This window comes from Enterococcus sp. PLH-Efm8 (genome assembly GCF_053011625.1).
In genome coordinates this window covers 1,408,602-1,428,946 of the sequence record NZ_CP172568.1, presented here as the reverse complement: position 1 = coordinate 1,428,946, position 20,345 = coordinate 1,408,602, and the positions used below count along the sequence as shown (strand labels likewise).

The 20,345-nt window shown below is 36.6% G+C and carries 19 protein-coding genes, 1 pseudogene and 1 riboswitch; of the genes and pseudogenes, 9 read left to right on the top strand and 11 right to left on the bottom strand.

Annotated features, from left to right (window positions below):
• Positions 1-105 precede the first annotated feature (105 nt).
• The 5 genes and pseudogenes from ACIFUW_RS07060 (at position 106) to pbp4 (ending at position 4,965) form a co-directional block, all read left to right on the top strand.
• Positions 106-789, top strand: coding sequence for an N-acetylmannosamine-6-phosphate 2-epimerase (locus tag ACIFUW_RS07060; protein ID WP_002287767.1), 684 nt, complete (start codon positions 106-108; stop codon positions 787-789).
• Positions 790-935: 146 nt separating this feature from the next.
• The gene (locus ACIFUW_RS07055; RefSeq protein ID WP_002287766.1) at positions 936-1,550 is read left to right on the top strand and encodes a flavin reductase family protein; all 615 of its coding nucleotides are present in this window, start codon (positions 936-938) and stop codon (positions 1,548-1,550) included.
• 15 nt (positions 1,551-1,565) lie between these two features.
• Positions 1,566-1,772 (top strand): hypothetical protein, encoded by a 207-nt coding sequence (locus ACIFUW_RS07050; RefSeq protein ID WP_002287763.1) that lies wholly within the window; start codon positions 1,566-1,568, stop codon positions 1,770-1,772.
• Positions 1,773-1,996: 224 nt separating this feature from the next.
• A riboswitch (M-box (ykoK) riboswitch) is annotated at positions 1,997-2,163 on the top strand.
• Positions 2,164-2,310: 147 nt separating this feature from the next.
• Positions 2,311-2,859: pseudogene (locus tag ACIFUW_RS07045) on the top strand (LCP family protein); the annotation flags it as partial.
• 66 nt (positions 2,860-2,925) lie between these two features.
• On the top strand, positions 2,926-4,965 hold the full coding sequence (pbp4, locus tag ACIFUW_RS07040; protein ID WP_169032480.1) for a penicillin-binding protein PBP4(5): 2,040 nt from the start codon (positions 2,926-2,928) through the stop codon (positions 4,963-4,965).
• 108 nt (positions 4,966-5,073) lie between these two features.
• On the opposite strand, the gene ACIFUW_RS07035 is transcribed toward pbp4, so the two are convergent.
• The 6 genes from ACIFUW_RS07035 to ACIFUW_RS07010 form a co-directional block, all read right to left on the bottom strand.
• Entirely contained in the window at positions 5,074-6,225 is a 1,152-nt protein-coding gene (locus ACIFUW_RS07035; RefSeq protein ID WP_002295931.1) for a cation:proton antiporter, read from the bottom strand.
• Between the two features lie 153 nt (positions 6,226-6,378).
• Positions 6,379-6,909 (bottom strand): HdeD family acid-resistance protein, encoded by a 531-nt coding sequence (locus ACIFUW_RS07030; RefSeq protein WP_002288181.1) that lies wholly within the window; start codon positions 6,907-6,909, stop codon positions 6,379-6,381.
• Between the two features lie 98 nt (positions 6,910-7,007).
• Positions 7,008-7,358, bottom strand: a complete 351-nt coding sequence (locus ACIFUW_RS07025; RefSeq protein WP_002288180.1) for a DUF2200 domain-containing protein — start codon at positions 7,356-7,358, stop codon at positions 7,008-7,010.
• Between the two features lie 156 nt (positions 7,359-7,514).
• On the bottom strand, positions 7,515-9,044 hold the full coding sequence (gene ahpF, locus ACIFUW_RS07020; protein WP_002288179.1) for an alkyl hydroperoxide reductase subunit F: 1,530 nt from the start codon (positions 9,042-9,044) through the stop codon (positions 7,515-7,517).
• 9 nt (positions 9,045-9,053) lie between these two features.
• Entirely contained in the window at positions 9,054-9,617 is a 564-nt protein-coding gene (gene ahpC, locus ACIFUW_RS07015; RefSeq protein ID WP_002288178.1) for an alkyl hydroperoxide reductase subunit C, read from the bottom strand.
• A gap of 143 nt (positions 9,618-9,760) precedes the next feature.
• The gene (locus ACIFUW_RS07010; RefSeq protein WP_002288176.1) at positions 9,761-10,423 is read right to left on the bottom strand and encodes a GntR family transcriptional regulator; all 663 of its coding nucleotides are present in this window, start codon (positions 10,421-10,423) and stop codon (positions 9,761-9,763) included.
• Between the two features lie 183 nt (positions 10,424-10,606).
• On the opposite strand from ACIFUW_RS07010, the gene ACIFUW_RS07005 reads away from it, so the two are divergent.
• Complete coding sequence (locus tag ACIFUW_RS07005; RefSeq protein WP_002288175.1) at positions 10,607-12,253, top strand: mannitol dehydrogenase family protein; 1,647 nt, start codon at positions 10,607-10,609, stop codon at positions 12,251-12,253.
• Complete coding sequence (gene uxuA / locus ACIFUW_RS07000) at positions 12,244-13,326, top strand: mannonate dehydratase (RefSeq protein WP_002296275.1); 1,083 nt, start codon at positions 12,244-12,246, stop codon at positions 13,324-13,326. The genes ACIFUW_RS07005 and uxuA overlap by 10 nt, the downstream gene beginning before the upstream one ends.
• A gap of 107 nt (positions 13,327-13,433) precedes the next feature.
• Here uxuA and ACIFUW_RS06995 read toward each other — a convergent pair whose 3' ends face one another.
• Positions 13,434-14,987, bottom strand: coding sequence for a helix-turn-helix domain-containing protein (locus ACIFUW_RS06995; RefSeq protein ID WP_002288171.1), 1,554 nt, complete (start codon positions 14,985-14,987; stop codon positions 13,434-13,436).
• A gap of 147 nt (positions 14,988-15,134) precedes the next feature.
• Between ACIFUW_RS06995 and ACIFUW_RS06990 the strand changes: the two genes are divergently transcribed.
• On the top strand, positions 15,135-16,424 hold the full coding sequence (locus ACIFUW_RS06990) for an LPXTG cell wall anchor domain-containing protein (RefSeq protein ID WP_002303828.1): 1,290 nt from the start codon (positions 15,135-15,137) through the stop codon (positions 16,422-16,424).
• Positions 16,425-16,549: 125 nt separating this feature from the next.
• Here the strand turns inward: ACIFUW_RS06990 and ACIFUW_RS06985 are convergent, their stop codons facing one another.
• Positions 16,550-17,629 (bottom strand): AI-2E family transporter, encoded by a 1,080-nt coding sequence (locus ACIFUW_RS06985; RefSeq protein WP_002288167.1) that lies wholly within the window; start codon positions 17,627-17,629, stop codon positions 16,550-16,552.
• Positions 17,630-17,737: 108 nt separating this feature from the next.
• Entirely contained in the window at positions 17,738-18,118 is a 381-nt protein-coding gene (locus ACIFUW_RS06980; RefSeq protein ID WP_182482941.1) for a MarR family winged helix-turn-helix transcriptional regulator, read from the bottom strand.
• Between the two features lie 148 nt (positions 18,119-18,266).
• On the opposite strand from ACIFUW_RS06980, the gene ACIFUW_RS06975 reads away from it, so the two are divergent.
• Positions 18,267-19,175 (top strand): IS982-like element ISEfm1 family transposase, encoded by a 909-nt coding sequence (locus tag ACIFUW_RS06975; protein WP_010726792.1) that lies wholly within the window; start codon positions 18,267-18,269, stop codon positions 19,173-19,175.
• A gap of 107 nt (positions 19,176-19,282) precedes the next feature.
• On the opposite strand, the gene ACIFUW_RS06970 is transcribed toward ACIFUW_RS06975, so the two are convergent.
• Complete coding sequence (locus tag ACIFUW_RS06970; RefSeq protein ID WP_002288163.1) at positions 19,283-19,693, bottom strand: organic hydroperoxide resistance protein; 411 nt, start codon at positions 19,691-19,693, stop codon at positions 19,283-19,285.
• A gap of 180 nt (positions 19,694-19,873) precedes the next feature.
• On the bottom strand, positions 19,874-20,308 hold the full coding sequence (locus ACIFUW_RS06965) for a VOC family protein (RefSeq protein ID WP_169040300.1): 435 nt from the start codon (positions 20,306-20,308) through the stop codon (positions 19,874-19,876).
• Positions 20,309-20,345 lie beyond the last annotated feature (37 nt).

Below are 20,345 nucleotides of genomic sequence, written 5' to 3'. Positions count from 1 at the left end.
GAAAGGTCTGCTGAAAGAAATAGCTCATTATTGTCTCCTGAATAGAAAAGGGTTACATTTTTATATGAAGCTGTATTTTTATATAACATTACTGGAGGAGATATTGTGGATACACTGGAACAAATCAAAGGCGGAGTCGTCGTTTCTTGTCAAGCTTTGGAAAACGAGCCGCTACACAGTTCTTTTATTATGGGGAGAATGGCTTTGGCTGCAAAAGAAGGCGGAGCAGTTGGTATTCGAGCAAATACGACAGAAGATATCAATGAAATCAAGCGAATCGTTGATTTACCGGTAATAGGGATTATCAAAAGAGATTACGATGGGTCAGAAGTGTTTATTACTGCGACAGAAAAAGAAGTGGAAGAACTTTTGGAGACGCAAGCAGAAATCATTGCACTGGATGCAACTTCTCGTAAACGTCCGACAGAAAAAACAACTGCTGAACTTGTCCAAATGATTCACGAACACGGTCGGTTAGCTATGGCAGATATTTCGACTTTTGAGGAAGCGCTTCAAGCGCAAGAAGATGGTTTTGATCTTTTGTCTACGACTTTAGCAGGCTATACAGAATATTCACGAAAGACGCAGACACCTGATTTTGATTTATTGAATCAAATCATAGAACAAGTCGATATCCCAGTAATTATGGAAGGACATACTGACTCTCCTGAACAAGTAGAGAAAGCATATGAATTAGGTGCTTTTTCAGTCGTAGTTGGATCTATTATCACCCGTCCGCAATTGATCACTAAAAGATATGTCGAAGCCGCAAGTAAAGCAAATAACTAAAAAACACGCACGGCACAGATTCTTGACAAAAAAGAAAAATTGATAGATAGTTTAAAGCAGATTCTAAGAAGATGAAAAAAGCATTACTTTTCATTTTGTCTTCAAGATCTGCTTTTTAACGAATTTTATAGAAAGAAGGCGAAACCATGTTTGAACGGAGTCCTTCAGAATTGACAGAACGTGAAAATTACAAGTTGCTGATTGGTTCAGTCATCCCTAGACCAGTAGCAGTAGTAACGACTAAATCAGCAAAAGATATAGTGAATATCGCACCCTTCAGTTACTTCAATATCGTCAGTTCGAATCGACCCATCTTATCCTTGGCGATCCAGAGAAAACAAGATGCAGTAAAAGACACAGCAAAGAATATTCTTGAGACAAGAGAAGCTGTTATCCATATCCTTGATGAGGACAACGTAGAAGAAGTAAATAAAACAGCAGCCAATCTGCCTAATGAGGAAAGCGAACTGTACCTGACTGACTTGACTTTAACTGATTCAGTAATCATTTCAGTACCAGCATTGACAGAAGCAAAAGTTCGTTTTGAAACATCCTTATATGAACATGTCGAGATACGGAATAAAAATAAAGTAACAGCTGATTTATTTTTGCTAGAAGTACAGAAATATCATTTAAATGAAACAGTCTATGATGATAAGACAGGAAGGATCGATCCAAGAAAATTGAATGCTGTAAGCCGTTTGGCAGGAAATGATTATGCAGCAATAGGAGAAATTTTCACGATTGCACGTCCCGAATAAAAAGGAGCACTAGTTATGTTAAAAATAAGCTATAAACCATCGACAGATTCAAAAGAAATGAAAAAAGAATATGAAACAGTGAATGATTTTCTGCAAGGGCAGTACTTAGAAGTTCCGCCATTGCAAGACCATTTTGTCGTTACTACTGTTACTTTAGATGGTAAGGAAATAGAAATGCCAGATCAAACGATTAGCGGATTGTTTAATTACTTTAACAAATAAATATTTATTCCGAAAAGTGAAAAAACATATAAAAAAACACATAAAACTAAAAAATTATCAAAGAATCCTGGTGCAACTGAAAGAATTTGCAACGGGATTCTTTCAACTTATTTGTTATTTTTTTCTAAAAAATATTAAAGATTGTTAAATTTCACTATTTCATTTCAAATTCCATTGCCTAATCATTAGGAAAAGTCTATCATGAACTCGTAAATAGAATATAGTAATAACCTTGTTAGGTGAGGCTCCTATACAAACATAGGCTGTTGCCCAGAAACGTCGAAAGTCGCCAATGGGTAAAACAGAAACTGTTGGATTAAGGCTTTTTCCAATAGCTAAGAATGTTTTCTTTACGTTGTATAGTGCTAAAACTCGGACGATGAGATGATGCTAGGTCAGAATTCTTGTTCGAAAAGGTTTCTGACCTTTTCTTTATATTTTTGTGACTGACTTATTTGATGAGACAAACTCGCTCCTCACCTGACAAGTGGATTGCTGTGTGAGGAGGAGATGCGGTGAAAAAAGATCGATTGGTGGAGGTCGCTCGGATTCACTTCTGGTTGCACAATACAACCAGAAAACACAACAAGCAAAACTGATCTCTATCATGAGAGATTCATATGTCGATATTCCAGGTTACGGAATGAATAAGATAAATGCAGCTTACTCTTATGGGGGAGTTGATTTATTAAATCAAACATTAAAGGAAAATTTCAAATTTGAAGCTCCCTATTATGCAAGTATCACATTTCAAGATTTTATCGATTGCGTTAATGAACTGTTTCCTGGTGGAGTCAAGATCGATGCAGAAAAATCTCTAGATTTAGATGGCGTATATATAAACAAAGGAGAGCAAGTGATGGATGGTAATACTTTACTCCAGTATGCTCGATTTCGGGAAGACAAAGAAGGAGACTTCGGGAGGATCAGAAGGCAGCAGCAAGTGATCAAAGCTATCTCTCAGCAGCTGAAAGACGTAACTTCAATATTCAAGCTACCCAAAGCGGTTGGGAAATTACTTGGTAGTATCCAAACGAACCTTCCAGAAAGTGTGCTTCTGGATTGTGGTATGGATTTCCTCAAAGACATATGTTAGAATAAACAGGTATAAATAGTGAAATAAAGGAATGACAAGCAAGAGAAGGAGGAAAAAATGAAAAGAAGTGACAAGCACGGCAAAAATCGAACAGGCGCTTATATTGCCGGCGCAGTGATCTTAATAGCAGCTGCGGGTGGCGGTTATTTTTACTACCAGCACTATCAAGAAACCCAAGCAGTAGAAGCTGGAGAAAAGACAGTTGAGCAATTTGTCCAAGCTTTGAACAAGGGAGATTATAACAAAGCTGCAGAAATGACATCAAAAAAGGCGGCAAATAAAAGTGCATTATCTGAAAAAGAGATCTTAGATAAATACCAGAATATATACGGTGCTGCTGATGTCAAAGGACTTCAGATATCGAATCTAAAAGTAGATAAAAAAGACGATTCTACTTACAGTTTTTCATATAAAGCAAAGATGAATACCTCATTAGGTGAATTGAAAGATCTTTCTTATAAAGGAACATTAGACAGAAATGATGGTCAAACCACGATCAACTGGCAACCCAACTTGGTTTTTCCAGAAATGGAAGGAAATGACAAAGTAAGCCTGACCACACAAGAAGCAGCAAGAGGGAATATTATAGATCGAAATGGTGAACCATTAGCAACAACAGGCAAACTAAAACAATTAGGAGTCGTTCCAAGTAAACTTGGAGATGGAGGCGAAAAAACAGCCAATATCAAAGCGATTGCTTCCTCCTTCGACTTAACAGAAGATGCTATCAATCAGGCGATTTCACAAAGCTGGGTACAACCCGATTACTTTGTCCCATTGAAAATCATTGATGGAGCAACGCCAGAACTTCCAGCTGGAGCTACCATTCAAGAAGTAGACGGCAGATATTATCCTTTGGGTGAAGCAGCTGCTCAGCTGATTGGTTACGTGGGAGATATCACAGCAGAAGATATTGATAAGAATCCAGAATTAAGCAGTAATGGAAAAATCGGTCGCTCAGGTTTGGAGATGGCTTTTGATAAGGATCTTCGTGGGACAACAGGTGGGAAATTAAGCATTACAGATGCAGACGGTGTAGAGAAAAAAGTTCTGATCGAACATGAAGTTCAAAATGGCAAAGATATCAAATTGACAATCGATGCGAAGGCACAAAAAATAGCTTTTGACAGTCTAGGAGGAAAAGCTGCATCAACTGTTGCGACAACGCCAAAAACCGGTGATCTTCTTGCGCTTGCTAGCTCTCCAAGCTATGATCCAAACAAAATGACAAACGGGATCTCACAAGAAGATTACAAAGCTTATGAAGAAAATCCTGAACATCCATTCATCAGCCGATTTGCGACAGGTTATGCTCCTGGATCTACGTTTAAAATGATTACAGCAGCAATCGGTCTCGACAACGGCACTATCGATCCAAATGAAGTGTTGACGATCAACGGGCTTAAATGGCAAAAAGACAGTTCTTGGGGATCTTTTAAAACAACGCGTGTCAGTAGTGATGTATCACAAGTAGACTTAAAAACTGCTTTGATCTATTCCGATAATATATATGCGGCACAAGAAACGTTGAAAATGGGTGAGAAAAAATTTCGTACAGGCTTAGATAAATTCATTTTTGGTGAAGACCTTGATTTGCCAATTAGTATGAATCCAGCACAAATTTCTAATGAAGATAGCTTTAACTCAGATATCTTGCTAGCTGATACTGGATATGGACAGGGCGAACTTCTAATTACTCCTATCCAGCAAGCAGCAATGTATTCTGTTTTTACCAACAATGGCACACTTGTCTATCCTAAATTGATTCCAGATAAAGAGACAAAAGATAAGAAGAATGTCATCAGCGAAACAGCAGTACAAACGATCGTGCCAGATCTGAGAGAAGTTGTGCAAGATGTAAATGGTACAGCACATTCTCTTTCTGCTTTAGGGATTCCGTTGGCAGCGAAAACTGGTACAGCGGAAATCAAAGAAAAACAGGATGTAAAGGGGCAAGAGAACAGTTTCTTGTTTGCTTTCAATCTTGATAACCAAGGTTATATGATGGTCAGCATGTTGGAAAATAAAGAAGATGATGATTCAGCAACCAAACGAGCATCGGAACTATTGCAATACCTCAACCAAAATTATCAATAAAAAATTGCTTTTTAAGTACAGTAAAAGGACTGTGGCGTTATCGTCACAGTCCTTTTTTCAAATAAACGGTTTTCACGATGTCTCTTTCACAACTTCTTTTTGATTTACTCACACTTCATAAACTTTTTTTGTAAAATATTTGAGAACAAGTGGAGAAATAAGTGTACTTAATAAAATCACGATAACTAAAGGTGAATAGTACTGTGGTTCGATCAATTGACTTTGCTGTCCAATTTGTAAAATGATCAAAGCCATTTCTCCACGCGAAATCATACCAGCACCGACCATCAATGAACTATGTTGAGAAAAACCGGCAATCTGAGCACCAAAATAACCTCCAAGCAATTTGGTCAAAATCGCTACAAGCGTCAATATAGAAATAAAGAGTAGTTGTTCACTAAAGTCAGAAAAATCAACTTCTAATCCTACACTGACAAAAAATACTGGTATAAATACTGCATATCCTAAAGCCTCTACATTGTGGTATACTTCTTCTTTAACCTTTGTCTGACTGACAGCTATCCCAGCAAAAAAAGCACCAATGACAGAGCTAAGCCCAACAAGATCCGCTACGTAAGACATTCCTAAACAAATAACTAGCGATACGATGATAATAGAAGAATTTGCGTACACTTTTTCTGCAAATGAAAGTAGGAAAGGCGCAATCCATTTGACTAATAAGAAAATAAAAACAAAATAAATTAGCTGTTCAATCAAAACAAGCGGTAAAGAAGCATTGCTAGAAGCTTCCCCCGTTAGAAAAGATAGGCTGAAACTTAGAACTAAAACGACTAAAATGTCATCTACCACAGAAGCACCCAAAATTGTTGATCCTTCTTTTGTATTCACTACGTTTAGTTCTTTTAATACTTCTACTGAAATACTGACAGAAGTTGCCGCAAGAATAATCCCAAAGAAAATCGCTTCATTTCCCGAAACTTGGAATGCTTTGCCTGTCAACCAGCCAAAAACAACCGGGAAGATGATCCCAAGCAAAGCAACGAACATACCAGGTCGGAAATATTTTTTCAAAAGAGATAAATCACTTTCCAGACCAGCTAAAAACATTAATAAGATCACACCAATCTCCGAAAAGTCATGGACTAGAATATCAGGTTTGACCCAATTCAATCCAGCTTGGCCTAGCAAAACACCAACAAGTAATTGTCCAATCACTGCTGGGATACCTAATCTCCGCGAGATATGTGAGCCAATCGTTGTTGAAATCAATATCAGGCATAAAATACCAATAAATTCCATTCTCATCATTCCTTTGTATAAAATATAGCCCGAACTTAGCATAACATACATTATTGAAAAAATAGGAAAATATACTCACAAAAAAACCAACAATCCAAAAGATTTTTTTGGATTGTTGGTTTTTATACGGTCTATTTTAATAACTAAAAATGATTAACGTATAGTCATTTTTCTTATTCTGATGAAATTGATAATCTCCTGGATGCCCATGAAAATCAAAATAAAGCCGAATATTTGGAATAGAAGCATCAAACTTTTGAATGGATTGAACAATAAGACGAATCCGCCAATCAACAACAGAATACTACTATAAACACTCCAACTTTTAGCTTTTGTATTCATGCTGAAGAACAACTGGAACAAGCTGTTGATGATAACAGCTAATCCAAGAAGAATCGGCAGGATAGAAACGATTGCAGGTGCAAAAGCATAGACGATCAGAGCTAAGATCAGGAAAAAAAGACCACTGAACAGACCGATACTCCAAGAACCTGTTTTCCTTTTAAAACGGTAAGCCTCAAAAAGATTCAACAACCCAAGCAAAACAAGATAGGCGGTGATCAGATAACCGATAAAATGAAAAACAGCAGAAGGGTTTAGCACAATCGCAATCCCAGAAATAATATAAACAGCAGCTCTTAATAAGGCGTATTTTTGAATATTTTGTTTAATCGTCTCAAACATATAAGAAAACCTCCTTTGACTTATTTTAACGTGAACTAGTCATTTTACCAAATTAAATGTTACAAAATGAGCGAAGGAGAAGAATATCTCTGGAAAAATCAACTTCTGAGGATCTTTTCCATTTTTTTGCCTTTTGCTAGCTCATCGATCATTTTATCTAAATAACGAATTTCTTTCATCAAGTTATCCTCGATGTCTTCTACTCGTACACCACAAACAACACCTGTAATCAAGGAACGTGAAGGATTGGGGACAGGGGCTTCCGCAAAAAATTGTTCGAAAGTCACTTGTTTTTGTAGTTGATATTCTAGTTCTGTTTGGGAATAACCCGTCAGCCAACAAATGATTTCATCTACTTCCTCTTTTATACGATCTTTTCTCTCCGCTTTTGCTACATACATAGGATAAACGCTTGCAAAACTTGTCGTAAAAATACGATTTTGCGCCATAATCAGTCACCTTTCTTTTTTTCAAATTATTTACTACTTATAGTATATAAGAAAAAGAGAAGAAAAAGCGATTATTCAAAAAAACAAAAAGGATTGTGACAAAATTCTTGTCACCATCCTTTTTTCCGCTCTCTGACTTTTTACAATCTTCATAGCTCAAGTGCGCATCAGATAATCGAATGCTCCTAAAGCTGCAGTAGCTCCTGAACCCATTGAAACAATGATTTGTTTGTATGGACTATCTGTACAATCACCAGCTGCGAAAACGCCGGGGATATTCGTTGCGCCATTTTTCTCGGTCACTATTTCATTTCTTGGATTCATTTCGATCGTTCCATCTAGCCAATCCGTATTAGGGAGTAAGCCGACTAGAATGAATACTCCTGAAACAGCTAGTGTATGCATCTCCATCGTACGGCGATCGATATAGGAGAGAGATTCTACCTGATTCGTACCGCTGATTTCTTTCGTCGCTGCATGTTTGATAACAGTGACATTCGCAAGAGAGACTAGTTTATCCTGTAAGATTTGATCTGCTTTTAATTCTGGTAAGAATTCTAGAACATATACATGTTTTGCTAACCCAGCCAAATCGATTGCTGCTTCAACACCAGAATTACCACCACCGATAACAGCAATCTCTTTTCCTTTAAATAAAGGGCCGTCACAGTGTGGGCAATAAGCAATTCCTTTATTTTTAAACTCTTTTTCGCCTGGTACATTGATAGAACGCCAGTGCGCACCTGTCGCGATGATGGCGGTTTTTGCTTTAAGTGATATACCGTTAGCTAAGCCAATATTAATAAAATGTTGCTCTTTATTTAAGGAAACGGCCTGTTGATTCATCATAATGTCGATAGGGTAACTACGCACATGACTTTCTACTTGCTGCATCAATTTTGGACCTTCTGTGTAAGAGGTACCAATCATATTTTCAATCCCTAGTGTTTCAACGACTTGTCCGCCGAAAGAATCAGCGACAAGTCCTGTACGGATTCCTTTACGTGCTGCATAGATAGCTGCACTACTAGCTGCTGGTCCACCGCCAATTACTAATACATCATAAGGTTCTTTTTCAAACAACTCTTCTTCAATCAAAGGGCCAGTGATTTTTTCAACAATTTGTTCGATCGTCATGCGTCCGCTACTAAATTCTTCTCCATTTAAAAACACAGTTGGCACTGCCATGATTTTTTTATCATCGATTTCTTTTTGGAACATCCCACCTTCAATCATCGTATGAGTAATATTTGGATTTAATACAGCTAATATATTCAATGCCTGTACAACGTCGGGGCAATTATGACAAGTCAAGCTAACATAACTGTCAAAATGCAATGTTTGTGTTATTTTTTTGATTTTAAGACTCAAAGATTCACTGATTTTCGGTGCCCGTCCACTAATTTGTAACATAGCCAGTAAAAAAGAGGAAAATTCATGACCGAGGGGGATACCAGCAAAAACGATTCCACTTTCTTTGCCAACTGGATTGATAGAAAAACTAGGTGTGCGCATCGAATCTCTTTTTTCCCAAGAGATTTTAGGAGACATTTCTGCTATTTCCTTCGTAAATTCAGCTAGTTTTTGACTATTTTCACTATTATCCAAACTAACAGAAAAAACAATAGGAGATTCAATCAGTGCTAAATATTGTTCGAGATTTTGTTTAGTTTCTTTGTCTAACATATCCACCACCTAAATCTTTCCAACAAGATCAAAACTTGGTTTCAATGTTTCGCCACTTTCTTTCCATTTTGCCGGACAAACTTCACCTGGGTGGGTACGTACATATTGAGCAGCGCGAATCTTATCAATCAGTGCACTAGCGTCACGACCGATTCCATCTGCATTGATTTCCATAGCTTGAACGATTCCGTCTGGATCAATAATAAATGTTCCTCGCTGAGCTAATCCTTGCTCTTCATCCAAAACATCAAAAATACGAGAAATCTGATGAGACGGATCACCGATCATCACGTATTCGATTTTACCGATAGCATCTGATGTATCATGCCATGCTTTGTGAGTAAAGTGGGTATCGGTAGAGCAAGAAAAGACTTCAACACCTAAAGATTTCAATGTACTGTATTGTTCTTGTAAGTCTTCTAATTCAGTAGGACAAACAAAAGTAAAATCAGCTGGATAGAAGCAAAGAATACTCCAGTTCCCCATAAGATCTTTTTCACTGACTTCTAAAAATTCTCCTTGATGATAAGCATGTGCATTAAATTCTTCGATTTTTTTCCCAATCAATGACATAGTAAAACCTCCAATAATAATTATTTATTTATAATTATTGTAATTTAGTTGGAGTTGCAAAGTCAATGGATATTTTGTTATTTAATAAAGATTACTCAAAAACGAAGGTTAATTATAAAAATAGAAGAGGTCGCAAGAAAATGCTACTGCTGGAAATACTCGGGATAACGTTGAGTAACAGTTTCCTGTTCTTTCAGCATCATGTGTAAGTGCAATCCCGTTTGAAATCGAGCTTCTTCTGGTTTTTTATCAACTAAAGCCTTGAGTAAATCATAATGTTGTTCCATGATCGTTTCCCATGGAAGCCCCTGAATGGTCACTCGTAACCAGCGGAAACGTTCTAAATGGGTATTATGGTCATCTAACCAGTTCCAAACTTCTTTTCTTCCTGCAATTTCGAAACAAGCTTCATGAAATAAATTATCTGCACGGAAAAAAGCGCGTTCGTCATTTATTTTGACTGCTTTTTCTTGTTCTTCTAAAATCGTTTCTAGCACTATTCGTGTTTGTGTGTCCAATTTGGAACAACATTCAATCATGATTTGCTCTTCCAACTGTTCTCGGACAAAGCGAGCATTTTCTGCAGAAACAAGATTAATTTTGGAAACATACGTACCACTTTGAGGTATCGTATACACGAGTTCTTGCTGACGTAGTTGAATCAATGCTTCGCGAATGGGAGTCCGGCCGATAGCAAGATGTTCCTCCAGTGCCTTTTCAGATATTTTCCTTCCAGGTTCTAAGTCAGCATAGATAATTTGTTTACGAATCGCTTGATAAGCTTGTGATTGCAAGCTGCTTTTCATCTTTATTCCTCCAAAATCATTTCTATGAACGTAGTATAACAGAAGAGGTCTGAAAAACAATCTGGTATGTCACATTAACTAGTAAATTTGTATAAATAGTAAAATTTTGGTTGACATAGCGATTTTTATTGTATAAAATTCACTTGAATACAAAAACTAATATGTTAGTTTAGGAGGGGAAAAATGATTGATTTAAACAACTGGAGGAACTTTATCCCTGAATTATCTCAAAAAGAAGTAGAAATACCTCATTTTGACCGTGCATCATTAAGAGAAAATGGACAAAAAAATCCTGTCTGGATCCATTTCGGTGGCGGAAATCTTTATCGAGGATTTCATGCAGAAATCGCTCAACGTTTAGCGGATCTAGGCGAATTGTCCACTGGTGTCATTGTTTGTGAAACATTCGATGAAGAAATAATTGAAAGGGCTTACCAAGATTTTGATGATTTGATTCTTGAAGTGGTCATGCCAAGCAGTGGAGAGTTCGTCAAACGTATATTAGCTGCGACAGCTGACAGTCTGTATTGTCATCCAGATTGTTCTGAACACTTTGATAAGATGATTCGACACTTTGAAAATCCTAGTTTACAATTAGTTACTTTTGCTATTACTGAAAAAGGTTATCGATTGAAAGATACAAATAATAAATATATAGGACCGATTGCAGTCGATATAAAAAATGGTCCAAAGAAGCCATCACATACAATGAGTATTCTTGCTGCGCTACTTTATAAACGTTTTTTATCTGGAGCTTGGCCGATTGCACTTGTCTCTACAGATAATTTTTCACAAAACGGTAGTCAATTACGTACTTCTTTGCTAACGATCGCAAAAGAATGGCAAAAGGAAGGTTATGTACAAAATACATTTATCCAATACTTATCGAATGAAGAAATTGTTGCGTTTCCATGGACGATGATTGATCGTATCACCCCGAATCCTTCCTTGTCAGTTAGCAAAATGTTGGCAAAAGAGGGCTTTTCAAATATGTCGATTTTCCAAACCGCAAAAGGAAATAATATTGCTCCATTTGTCAATACAGAGGACATCCATTATTTAATCATGGAAGATCATTTTCCCAATGGACGTCCGAAATTCGAAAAAGCTGGGGTATTCTTGACTGATCGTGCAACGGTAGATAAAGCAGATACGATGAAGGTGACGACTTGCCTTAATCCTTTGCATACGTCTTTAGCTATTATGGGTTGTTTACTGGGGTATAGGAGCATAGCTGAGGAGATGAAAGATCCAGATTTATCGCTGCTAGTTTCTGAAATCGGGTACAATGAAGGCCTCCCAGTTGTGGAGTCTCCAGGTATCATTGATCCAAAGATCTTTCTGGAAGAAGTAATTACTGTGCGCTTTTCTAATCCAAATATTCCTGATATGCCTCAGCGAATCGCCACGGATACCTCTCAAAAGGTGGCGATTCGTTATGGTGAGACGATTAAAAAATATATGGAAATAGAAGTTAAAGACCCGCAGACACTTGTATTCATACCATTGACTCTCGCTGCTTGGCTTCGATACCTTATTGGCATTGATGATCAAGGAAAACCATTCATCCCGAGTCCAGACCCACTATTGACAGACTTTCAGCATAAGCTTTCCGATATTCAACTGGGTACGCAAGATACATCACATATTCATGAGAAAATGGCTCCTATTTTGTCAAATAAAGAAATTTTTGGTGTAGATCTTTACCAAGCAGAGCTTGGCAGAAAAATAGAAGAAATGTTCATCAAGATGGTAGCAGGACCGAATGCCGTACGAAAAACATTACAGGATTACTTACAAGAACATGGAGGAAATTTATCATGGAAATGACTTTTAGATGGTACGGATCACAGGAAGAAAAGATTACCTTAGATGAAATCAGACAGATTCCTGCGGTCAAAGGGATTGTAGGCACATTGATGGATATACCAGTAGGAGAGGTATGGCCTAGGGAGAGGATCAAAGAACTAAAAGAAGAAATTGAGTCTCGTGGGTTAACACTAAAAGTAATTGAAAGCGTCAATGTGCATGATGCCATTAAAATTGGATTACCTTCCCGTGAGCAGTATATCGAAAACTATAAGCAGACAATCCGAAACTTGGCAGAATATGGAATAGAAGTCATCTGCTATAATTTTATGCCTGTATTTGACTGGGTGAAATCTGACCTTGACTACCGCTTAGAAGACGGCTCATCCACGTTAGCTTTTATATCTGATGATATTCCAGATGATCCAAGAGAAATCGTCGCGCGCATCGAACATTCCAGCAATGAATTTGAATTGCCGGGATGGGAACCTGAGCGCTTAGCTCATATCAAATCCTTGCTTGAAGCCTATGCATCAGTAGACGAAGAAAAACTTCGAGAAAATTTTGCCTATTTTCTCCAATCAATCATCCCAACATGTGAAGAGGTAGGGGTCAAAATGGCTGTACATCCAGATGATCCGCCATACTCGATTTTTGGATTACCTCGAATCGTAAAGAATCGAGAAGATTTAGATTGGTTGTGCCGCATAGTAGACAGCCCTTATAACGGAATCACTCTTTGTACAGGGAGTATTGCAGAAGATCCAGAAAATGATGTATATGGGATTTTAGCAGAATTTTGTCAAAGAGATCGAATCCCATTTGCACATGTTCGAAATATTAAATTTTTAGCTAATCGAGATTTCTATGAGGCACCGCATAAATCCGAATACGGTTCATTAGACATGTACCGCATACTAAAAACAATGTATGACAACGGATTTAACGGATACATCCGTCCTGATCATGGAAGAATGATCTGGAATGAGACAGGAAGACCAGGATACGGCTTATATGATCGAGCATTAGGTGCTGTTTATCTAAATGGATTATGGGAAGCAATCGAAAAAGGAAACAAAAGTAAAGATAATTAGTGAAAAAAACTGTAATTTTATTATGTAAATAAGAAGGATGTTCAAATTCTTGATACATAAATCCGGAGGTTGTTAATAAGCATTCGGATTTATGTATCTTATTTGGTCTAGGAAGTAACTTGATTTTCTTTTTTCGATTGATCCATGAGTGCTTCTTCTTTTAATTCAAAGATATATTCTGAGATCCTCATAATCACTTTTTTCCAGTCTTCTGGTGTGATGATTCCTTTTAAAATATAGATTTTTTTGATATGAGAAGGCAATTGTTTCAAAGGGCAGTCGCTGATAACGATGTTGCAGTTCTCCATAAAATCATTTTGTATTTTGATCGATTCATTTGAAAAAATTTGTTCTATCTTAACGATCAGATCTTTACTGATATAAAAATCACGCGTATAGTTCACACCAATCACAATTCGCGGCTGTTTTTTGTAGCGATCATACAAATGTACTAGGTCTTCAACCATCCATTGCACATTTTCCTTTTCTAAAATAACTGGTAACAAGTGTTGATTTTGTTCTCTGAAATCCATATAAAATTGTTCAATGGCGGTTTGGACTTCTTTCAACACGCTATGTTCTTGATAAAGCATGAAAGTAGGAAGGGGCGTATTTGGTTGATTGAAGTTAAGAAATCCATTATAAAGTTTATTTCGTGCGAATGCCAATGAGTAAAGAATCTTTTCTTTTTCAGGTATAAACAAATCAAATACAGTACAAAAGGACTCCACCATTTCTCTTGAATAAAGAACATGAGGAACGTTTGCTTTTTTTAAAAGTTTGTATTGCTCCAAGCTTGTTTCTTCCGATTCGATTTTCGTGATAGAAAGTCGAGCTAAAATATTCACTAAGATGCGTTGTTCGCGACAAATTGGCAGATTAGGTCGCAAAATATCTACAGAGGGATCAATAAAAAAGTCAATATATTCATACTCTGTGAATTCTTTTTGTACGTCTTTCACAGAAGTTGCAGGAAAATTCTCTTTACATATTTTTAATAGAAAATATAATTTATCTATCATACCGCTATTTAGTCGGTCAAGTACTTCTTTTTTAAAAAAAGTATTCATCATAAAAGCCACTACTTGCGGATCTTCATCATAAAATTCTGTAGCAGTACTTGAAAAGATGTTCCAATAAATATCTAATGCTGCATATTGAATTTGTACCTCTTTTCCAGAAAAAGACTTTCTGCCATTATTAGAAAAGGAGATAGACAAACCGTACAATGCTAAAAATGCATTAATCTTTTTCATTTTCGTATACAAATAAGAGGCACTATAGTTTGTTTGCTGACTTAAACTGATAATCGAATTTGTCTGACAGCTGAACAAAGAAGTCAAGATCTGATAACTGACTGATTCGTTGCAGTATCTTCCAAATAGACGATAATAGCAGTAAGCCGGATCAATTCCTTCAAAATTCAACTTTAAAAAAGGTTTTTGCTTATCAATATGCAGTTCTGTTAGATTGAGACGCTCAAAGTCTTGTTCTAATTCTTTGATGTATAGTAAAAAATTTGATTCAGACATATGGAAATGATCTGCTAAATATTGTGTAGTAATAAAGAAACGATGTTCAGATAGGAAAAGAAAAATATCTAATTTTGTATTGCTTTTTTTCTTCAAGAGAAACGTTTTAATCGCTTCTTGAGTTTGCATGAAAGAGGCTCCTTTTTACTTAAATTGTTAAAACTTGAAAATATTACTGTTTTTTTCATAAATTTAGACAAAAAAACAGTAAACATATAGGTAGAATCTCTACTATCTTATTTCTTGCATACAAAAAAATCAAGGAGTGAGAGAGTTATGAGATATTCAACCATCTTAATATCAACATTTGCAGCCTTAAGCTTATCGCTTACTATAAATCAGACAGTCCACACAGAGGAGATAGAAACAGCCAAATGGACAGAAACCAAGTGGGCCAACGTCAATCGAATTACCTTTCAGGATGAATTTTCATCCTTCAATTCAGGAGTCGCAAAATTAAGAAAAGGACAAACAGCGACCATCAAAGCAAAAATTGACTATTCAGGAGACTTAGCACCTATACTACAATCAGCTGTTACATTTGAGAATGTTGATCCCGCTTTGTCGATTGGCTATGACGAGAACACTTTGACTATCCAACACAAGCAAGCGATATTTACCTTCACCGTTACATTAAATCAGGACTTGTTAAAACCAGCGCTTTTTACTGTCAAGGTATCAGATGGACTACCGAACGATCATCATCATTTAACGCCGTATAGTCAGCGGCAGACAATTGAGCAAGATTCAGCTATCGACTCAGGAGGAGATCTTGTTGAAGAACCAACAGATAAACCAGAAAATGAAAATAAGCCAGAAGTACCGCCTACAGAAAATCCAGACGGAGAACAGAAACCGGAAATAGAACCTGGAGAAGAACCCGATACAGAAACTCAACCAGAGCCAGACAATGAATCAAAACCTGAAATAACCCCTGGAGAAAAACCAGATGTAGACCCAGAAGAAAAACCGGATGTGACTCCAGAACCAGATACGGATTCTGGAAACCAAACAGTACCGGAAACAAATCCAGACACAGATAATGAAACTGAAAATCCAGAAAAACCAGAGGTAGCCCCAGAAGAAAAACCAGATGTAACTCCAGAACCAGATACGGATTCTGGAAACCAAACAGTACCGGAAACAAATCCAGACACAGATAATGAAACTGAAAATCCAGAAAAACTAGAGGTAGATCCAGAAGAAAAACCAGATGTGACTCCAGAACCAGATACGGACGCAAGAGACCAAGGAATACCAGAAAAAATAAACAAAAAAACAATTCAAGAGGATGGAAAAAAAGAGAGTAAAAAATCAAATCTAGCAATTCTAAAAATAAATGAAGAGCAGCTGAATAAAAAATCACGAATATTTGATAGCGCCCAATCAGCTGAAACCTTAAAAAGTAGCAAGGATACAACCTTTGCTAGTCCTGAAACGAAAAATAAACAGCTACCAAAATCCGGAGAGTCACAAAACAAAGTTATACTGTGGAGCGGAATCATTCTATTAAGTATAGCAACAATGCTTTCTGCAAAAAGATTTAAACAAAACAGATCTCTCTAACATTTGAATAATGTCTGTGAACGCATTTTTCAAATAAAAAGAAATATCCAGAAAACGACCCCAAAATACCAGATTGAAATCTGATATTTGGGGTCGTTCATACTTTATCTTTCTTCATATTTATTTTAAGGGATATCTGTTTCTTTTGGAAGATGGTTCGGGATCTTTTTCACTTTCAATACATCTAAAAAGAAGGTAAAGATCGGAATGCCGACAATCAAGCCCCAAACGCCAAAGAACCGTTCGCTAACAAGTAAGACCACAAATGTATAAAAAATCGGCAGTTCTGTTTTGCTGGACATCAACTTCGGATTCAGCACATAAGACTCAATTAGATGGACAATCAAAATCGTAATCAGGATATAAACAACATCTCGGATGCCTCCTTGGGAATAAGCTATGAAAGATAGAGGAATACAAGAAATGATAACACCTGCTACTGGGATCAGACTTAAAATGAAAATCATGATCGCTAAACTCAGCAGCTGATGAAAGCCAAATACAGCCAAGGCGATTGTAGTGAGCAACGTGTTTAAAAGAGCGATAACAAATTGAGCTTCTAATACCAAACCAAATGTATTGACAAACTTATCGGCAAAATAGTAAATATCTTGAAAGAACCAAGAAAATTCACTTTTTAAAAACAATCTTGAGAATACAATTGTTTTTTTCTTTTCAATCATAAAAAAGAAACTTAAGATGAATGACATAGCAAACGCCACTGCCATTTTTCCTATATCCTGTAAATAGCCAAGCGCAATCGAAGCGCCATTTTGAAGCTGTTCAAAAAAATCGTTTCGCTCAATATAAGTATGGATATATTGTAAAACAGGATCTGCATCTTTTGGCTGATGCTCGTAAAAATCAATAACGGACTGGATCATATCAAATGTTTGATGAATAAGCATCGGGATATACTTTGTGAATGCCAGATAGATAAGGTAAACGATCAGTGTATAAATCATGATAGCTAAAACACCTGTAGGGATTCGGACAAATCGCTGAATGATTTGAACAAGATGAATCATCAAATAAGTAAAGATAAATGTGAGCAAAATGGTTGTAATCATACTTCTAACTAAGAAAAGAACAAAAACGACAAATAATAAAACAGTGAGACGGCGTATTTTTTCATTCGCCAAAAAACGCTGATAAACGGTCAAATCGACAACCTCCAAATAACAAAAAATAAACACGTTATTCATTATATGATGGAATATGAAAATAAGAAAGAGAAAGAGCAAAAAGAAAAACCGCTAAATGACGTTATCTTATGAGTTGGTTTTCCTCATAAAATCGTTCATCTAGCAGTTTCAGCCCTTTTTCTGGTCTTGATGAAAATTATCTAGCATTTTTCGGGTCAGATGTTGCAGTGTATCCAATTCTTCCTGTTCAAGTGGAAGATAAGACTTGATCTTTTGTGGAATACCTTCTGCTTGTTTTTGCAACGCAGCACCTTGAGGAGTCAGCGTAACATTTACGATTCTTTCATCACCCGTTTCACGCTGACGATTAATATAATTTTTTTCTGCTAACTTTTTTAGTAAGGGAGTCAGCGTACCAGAATCCAGACACAAATCATTTCCTAGCTCTTTCACTGAAGTCTTTTTCTTTTCCCATAAAACTAACATCACAAGATACTGGGTATAGGTAAGATTCAGCGGCTTGAGGAGGGAAGTGTAGTGTCTAATGATTTCCTTAGAGGCGGCATATAAAGGAAAACATACTTGAACCCGTGGTGCTAGTTAATTTTTTCCTAGAGGAAAATGTCTAAACATGTTGGTAAATCAACAAAAAAACGCATATAGTAGTCTCAAAACTCCCAAGAAATGAGGACTACATATGCGTTCATCAAAATATACTGAACATTATACAGATACTTTTATAACATTCAAGGAAATTATGAGAACTGTTTCTAACATATACCACAATTGTGTACCAGATAAGATTAAAAATCGAAGAAATACTGATCAACTGAAGCAACGCGATACAGTGATTATTGCTTGTGTTATATGGGGCATAATTAATGGCTATACTAGCCAAAGAGCCACGTATAGAGCGGTTTGTTCCGTCTTATTTCCTAATGGTGACTTTCCTAGTAGGAGTCGATTCACTCGCTTAAGTTCAAACTTAGCTTACACTATCAAGATTATTCGATACTTTTTTATCAAGAAGCTCACCAAAGGTGAACTAGTCGGAATTATAGATAGTTTTCCTAGTCCATTATGTAAACCAGTTAGAAATAGACAAGCAAAACTATTGAATCAAATAGCCAAAGTTGGCTATAACTCAACAAAAAAATCTTATTTTTATGGTCTTAAAATTCATATGATCGTTACTAAGACTGGCTTTCCGGTTACTTACTCAATCACGAATCCAGGTGTCCATGACGTGAAAGTGTTAGAGACTTTATCGGAAGAAGCGAATCTTCCCAATATCCTAGGGGACAAAGGATATATTAGCCATAAAATCCATGAAAAGCTTGCCCTTAAGGGCATTACTATATCCGTTCCGCCACGTAAAAACATGGATAAATCAGAAAAACTAGACCACAGCTTACTTGGAAAACAAAGAAAAACAGTTGAGACTGTTTTTTCTTCCTTAGAAAAATTAGGTTGTCAAAATTTCAACTCACGTTCTGTTAAAGGGCTAGAGAGTAGATTTGAAAGCATATTACTGGCTTACAGTGTTCTATTAAGTCGAGCACAACGACGTTTTGAAGGAACTTTGAGATATTCTTTAGGATATTAAAATTAACTAGCACCACGGGTATACTTGATTAACTAAATATAGATCTTCCATTTTTCCACCTCCGCTGTTTTACTATAGTGTATCATAGCGGATTTACACAAAAAAGTCTATTCACTAACTGCTTTCAGAGTAACTTCTATATTTCCAGCTGTAGCTTTTGAATACGGACACACTTTATGCGCTGCCTCTAATAATTCTTGCGTTTCTTCCAGAGAAAGACCTTCGATAGATCCTTCAATCTCTACACCTAAGACAAAGCTCGTTTCACTTTCTGAATAAAGGGAAACTTGTGCACTGACAGTAGAAGCCCCAGAGATATTTTTTTGCTGTTTGATCAATTCTAATGCACTGTTAAAACATGCACTGAAACCAGCTGCAAACAATTGTTCAGGGTTGGTTGCATTTTCGACGCGTTTACCAGGAGCTGCAATATTCAATTCGAATGTACGATCGGGATTATGAACTTCTCCAGAGCGTCCGCCTGTGTTGATCATTTTCGTAGAATACATTTTTTTCATAAAATTACCACCTTTAATTATATTTTATACAATTGAATTTTACACAATATAATTGTGGAAAGCAAAGAAATGGATTGGCATAAGATAAATAAGAGAAAGCACATGAAACAGACGCGCTTTCTCGAATAGCAAACATATACAAAAAAATATCAGAGACAAAAACTAATCTCATCATAAACATTACATATATTTCTCAAAAAGTTGTTTTCTTTCTTCAAAACTTACTTCACGATGGACCTGATGAAGCATCCATAAATAACCAAAAGGATCTCTGAACATTGAGTTAGTCACACCAAAGTCCATCATTTCTGTCATTTCTTGAATCTCTACACAGCCATTTCGTAATGCTTTATTATCTGTGTCCTCGATATCAGAGACGATGATATTGAACCAGATCGTATTTGGATGTTCAGCAGTAGGAGCAGTCAAACCAAGAGACGTGTTTTCATCCAGCATATGGAATCTCGTGCCATACAAGGTAAAAATGACTTCATTATTGCCTCTAGGGTAATCTGTTGCCTCAATCAGTTGTATTTCATCAAAGATTGTTTGATACAGTTCTAGTGCTTTCAAACTATCATTTAATACAAAATCTATTTCCGTTCCTTTATGCATAAAGATCTCCTCTCCTTTTCAGTCGAACAGTTACTAG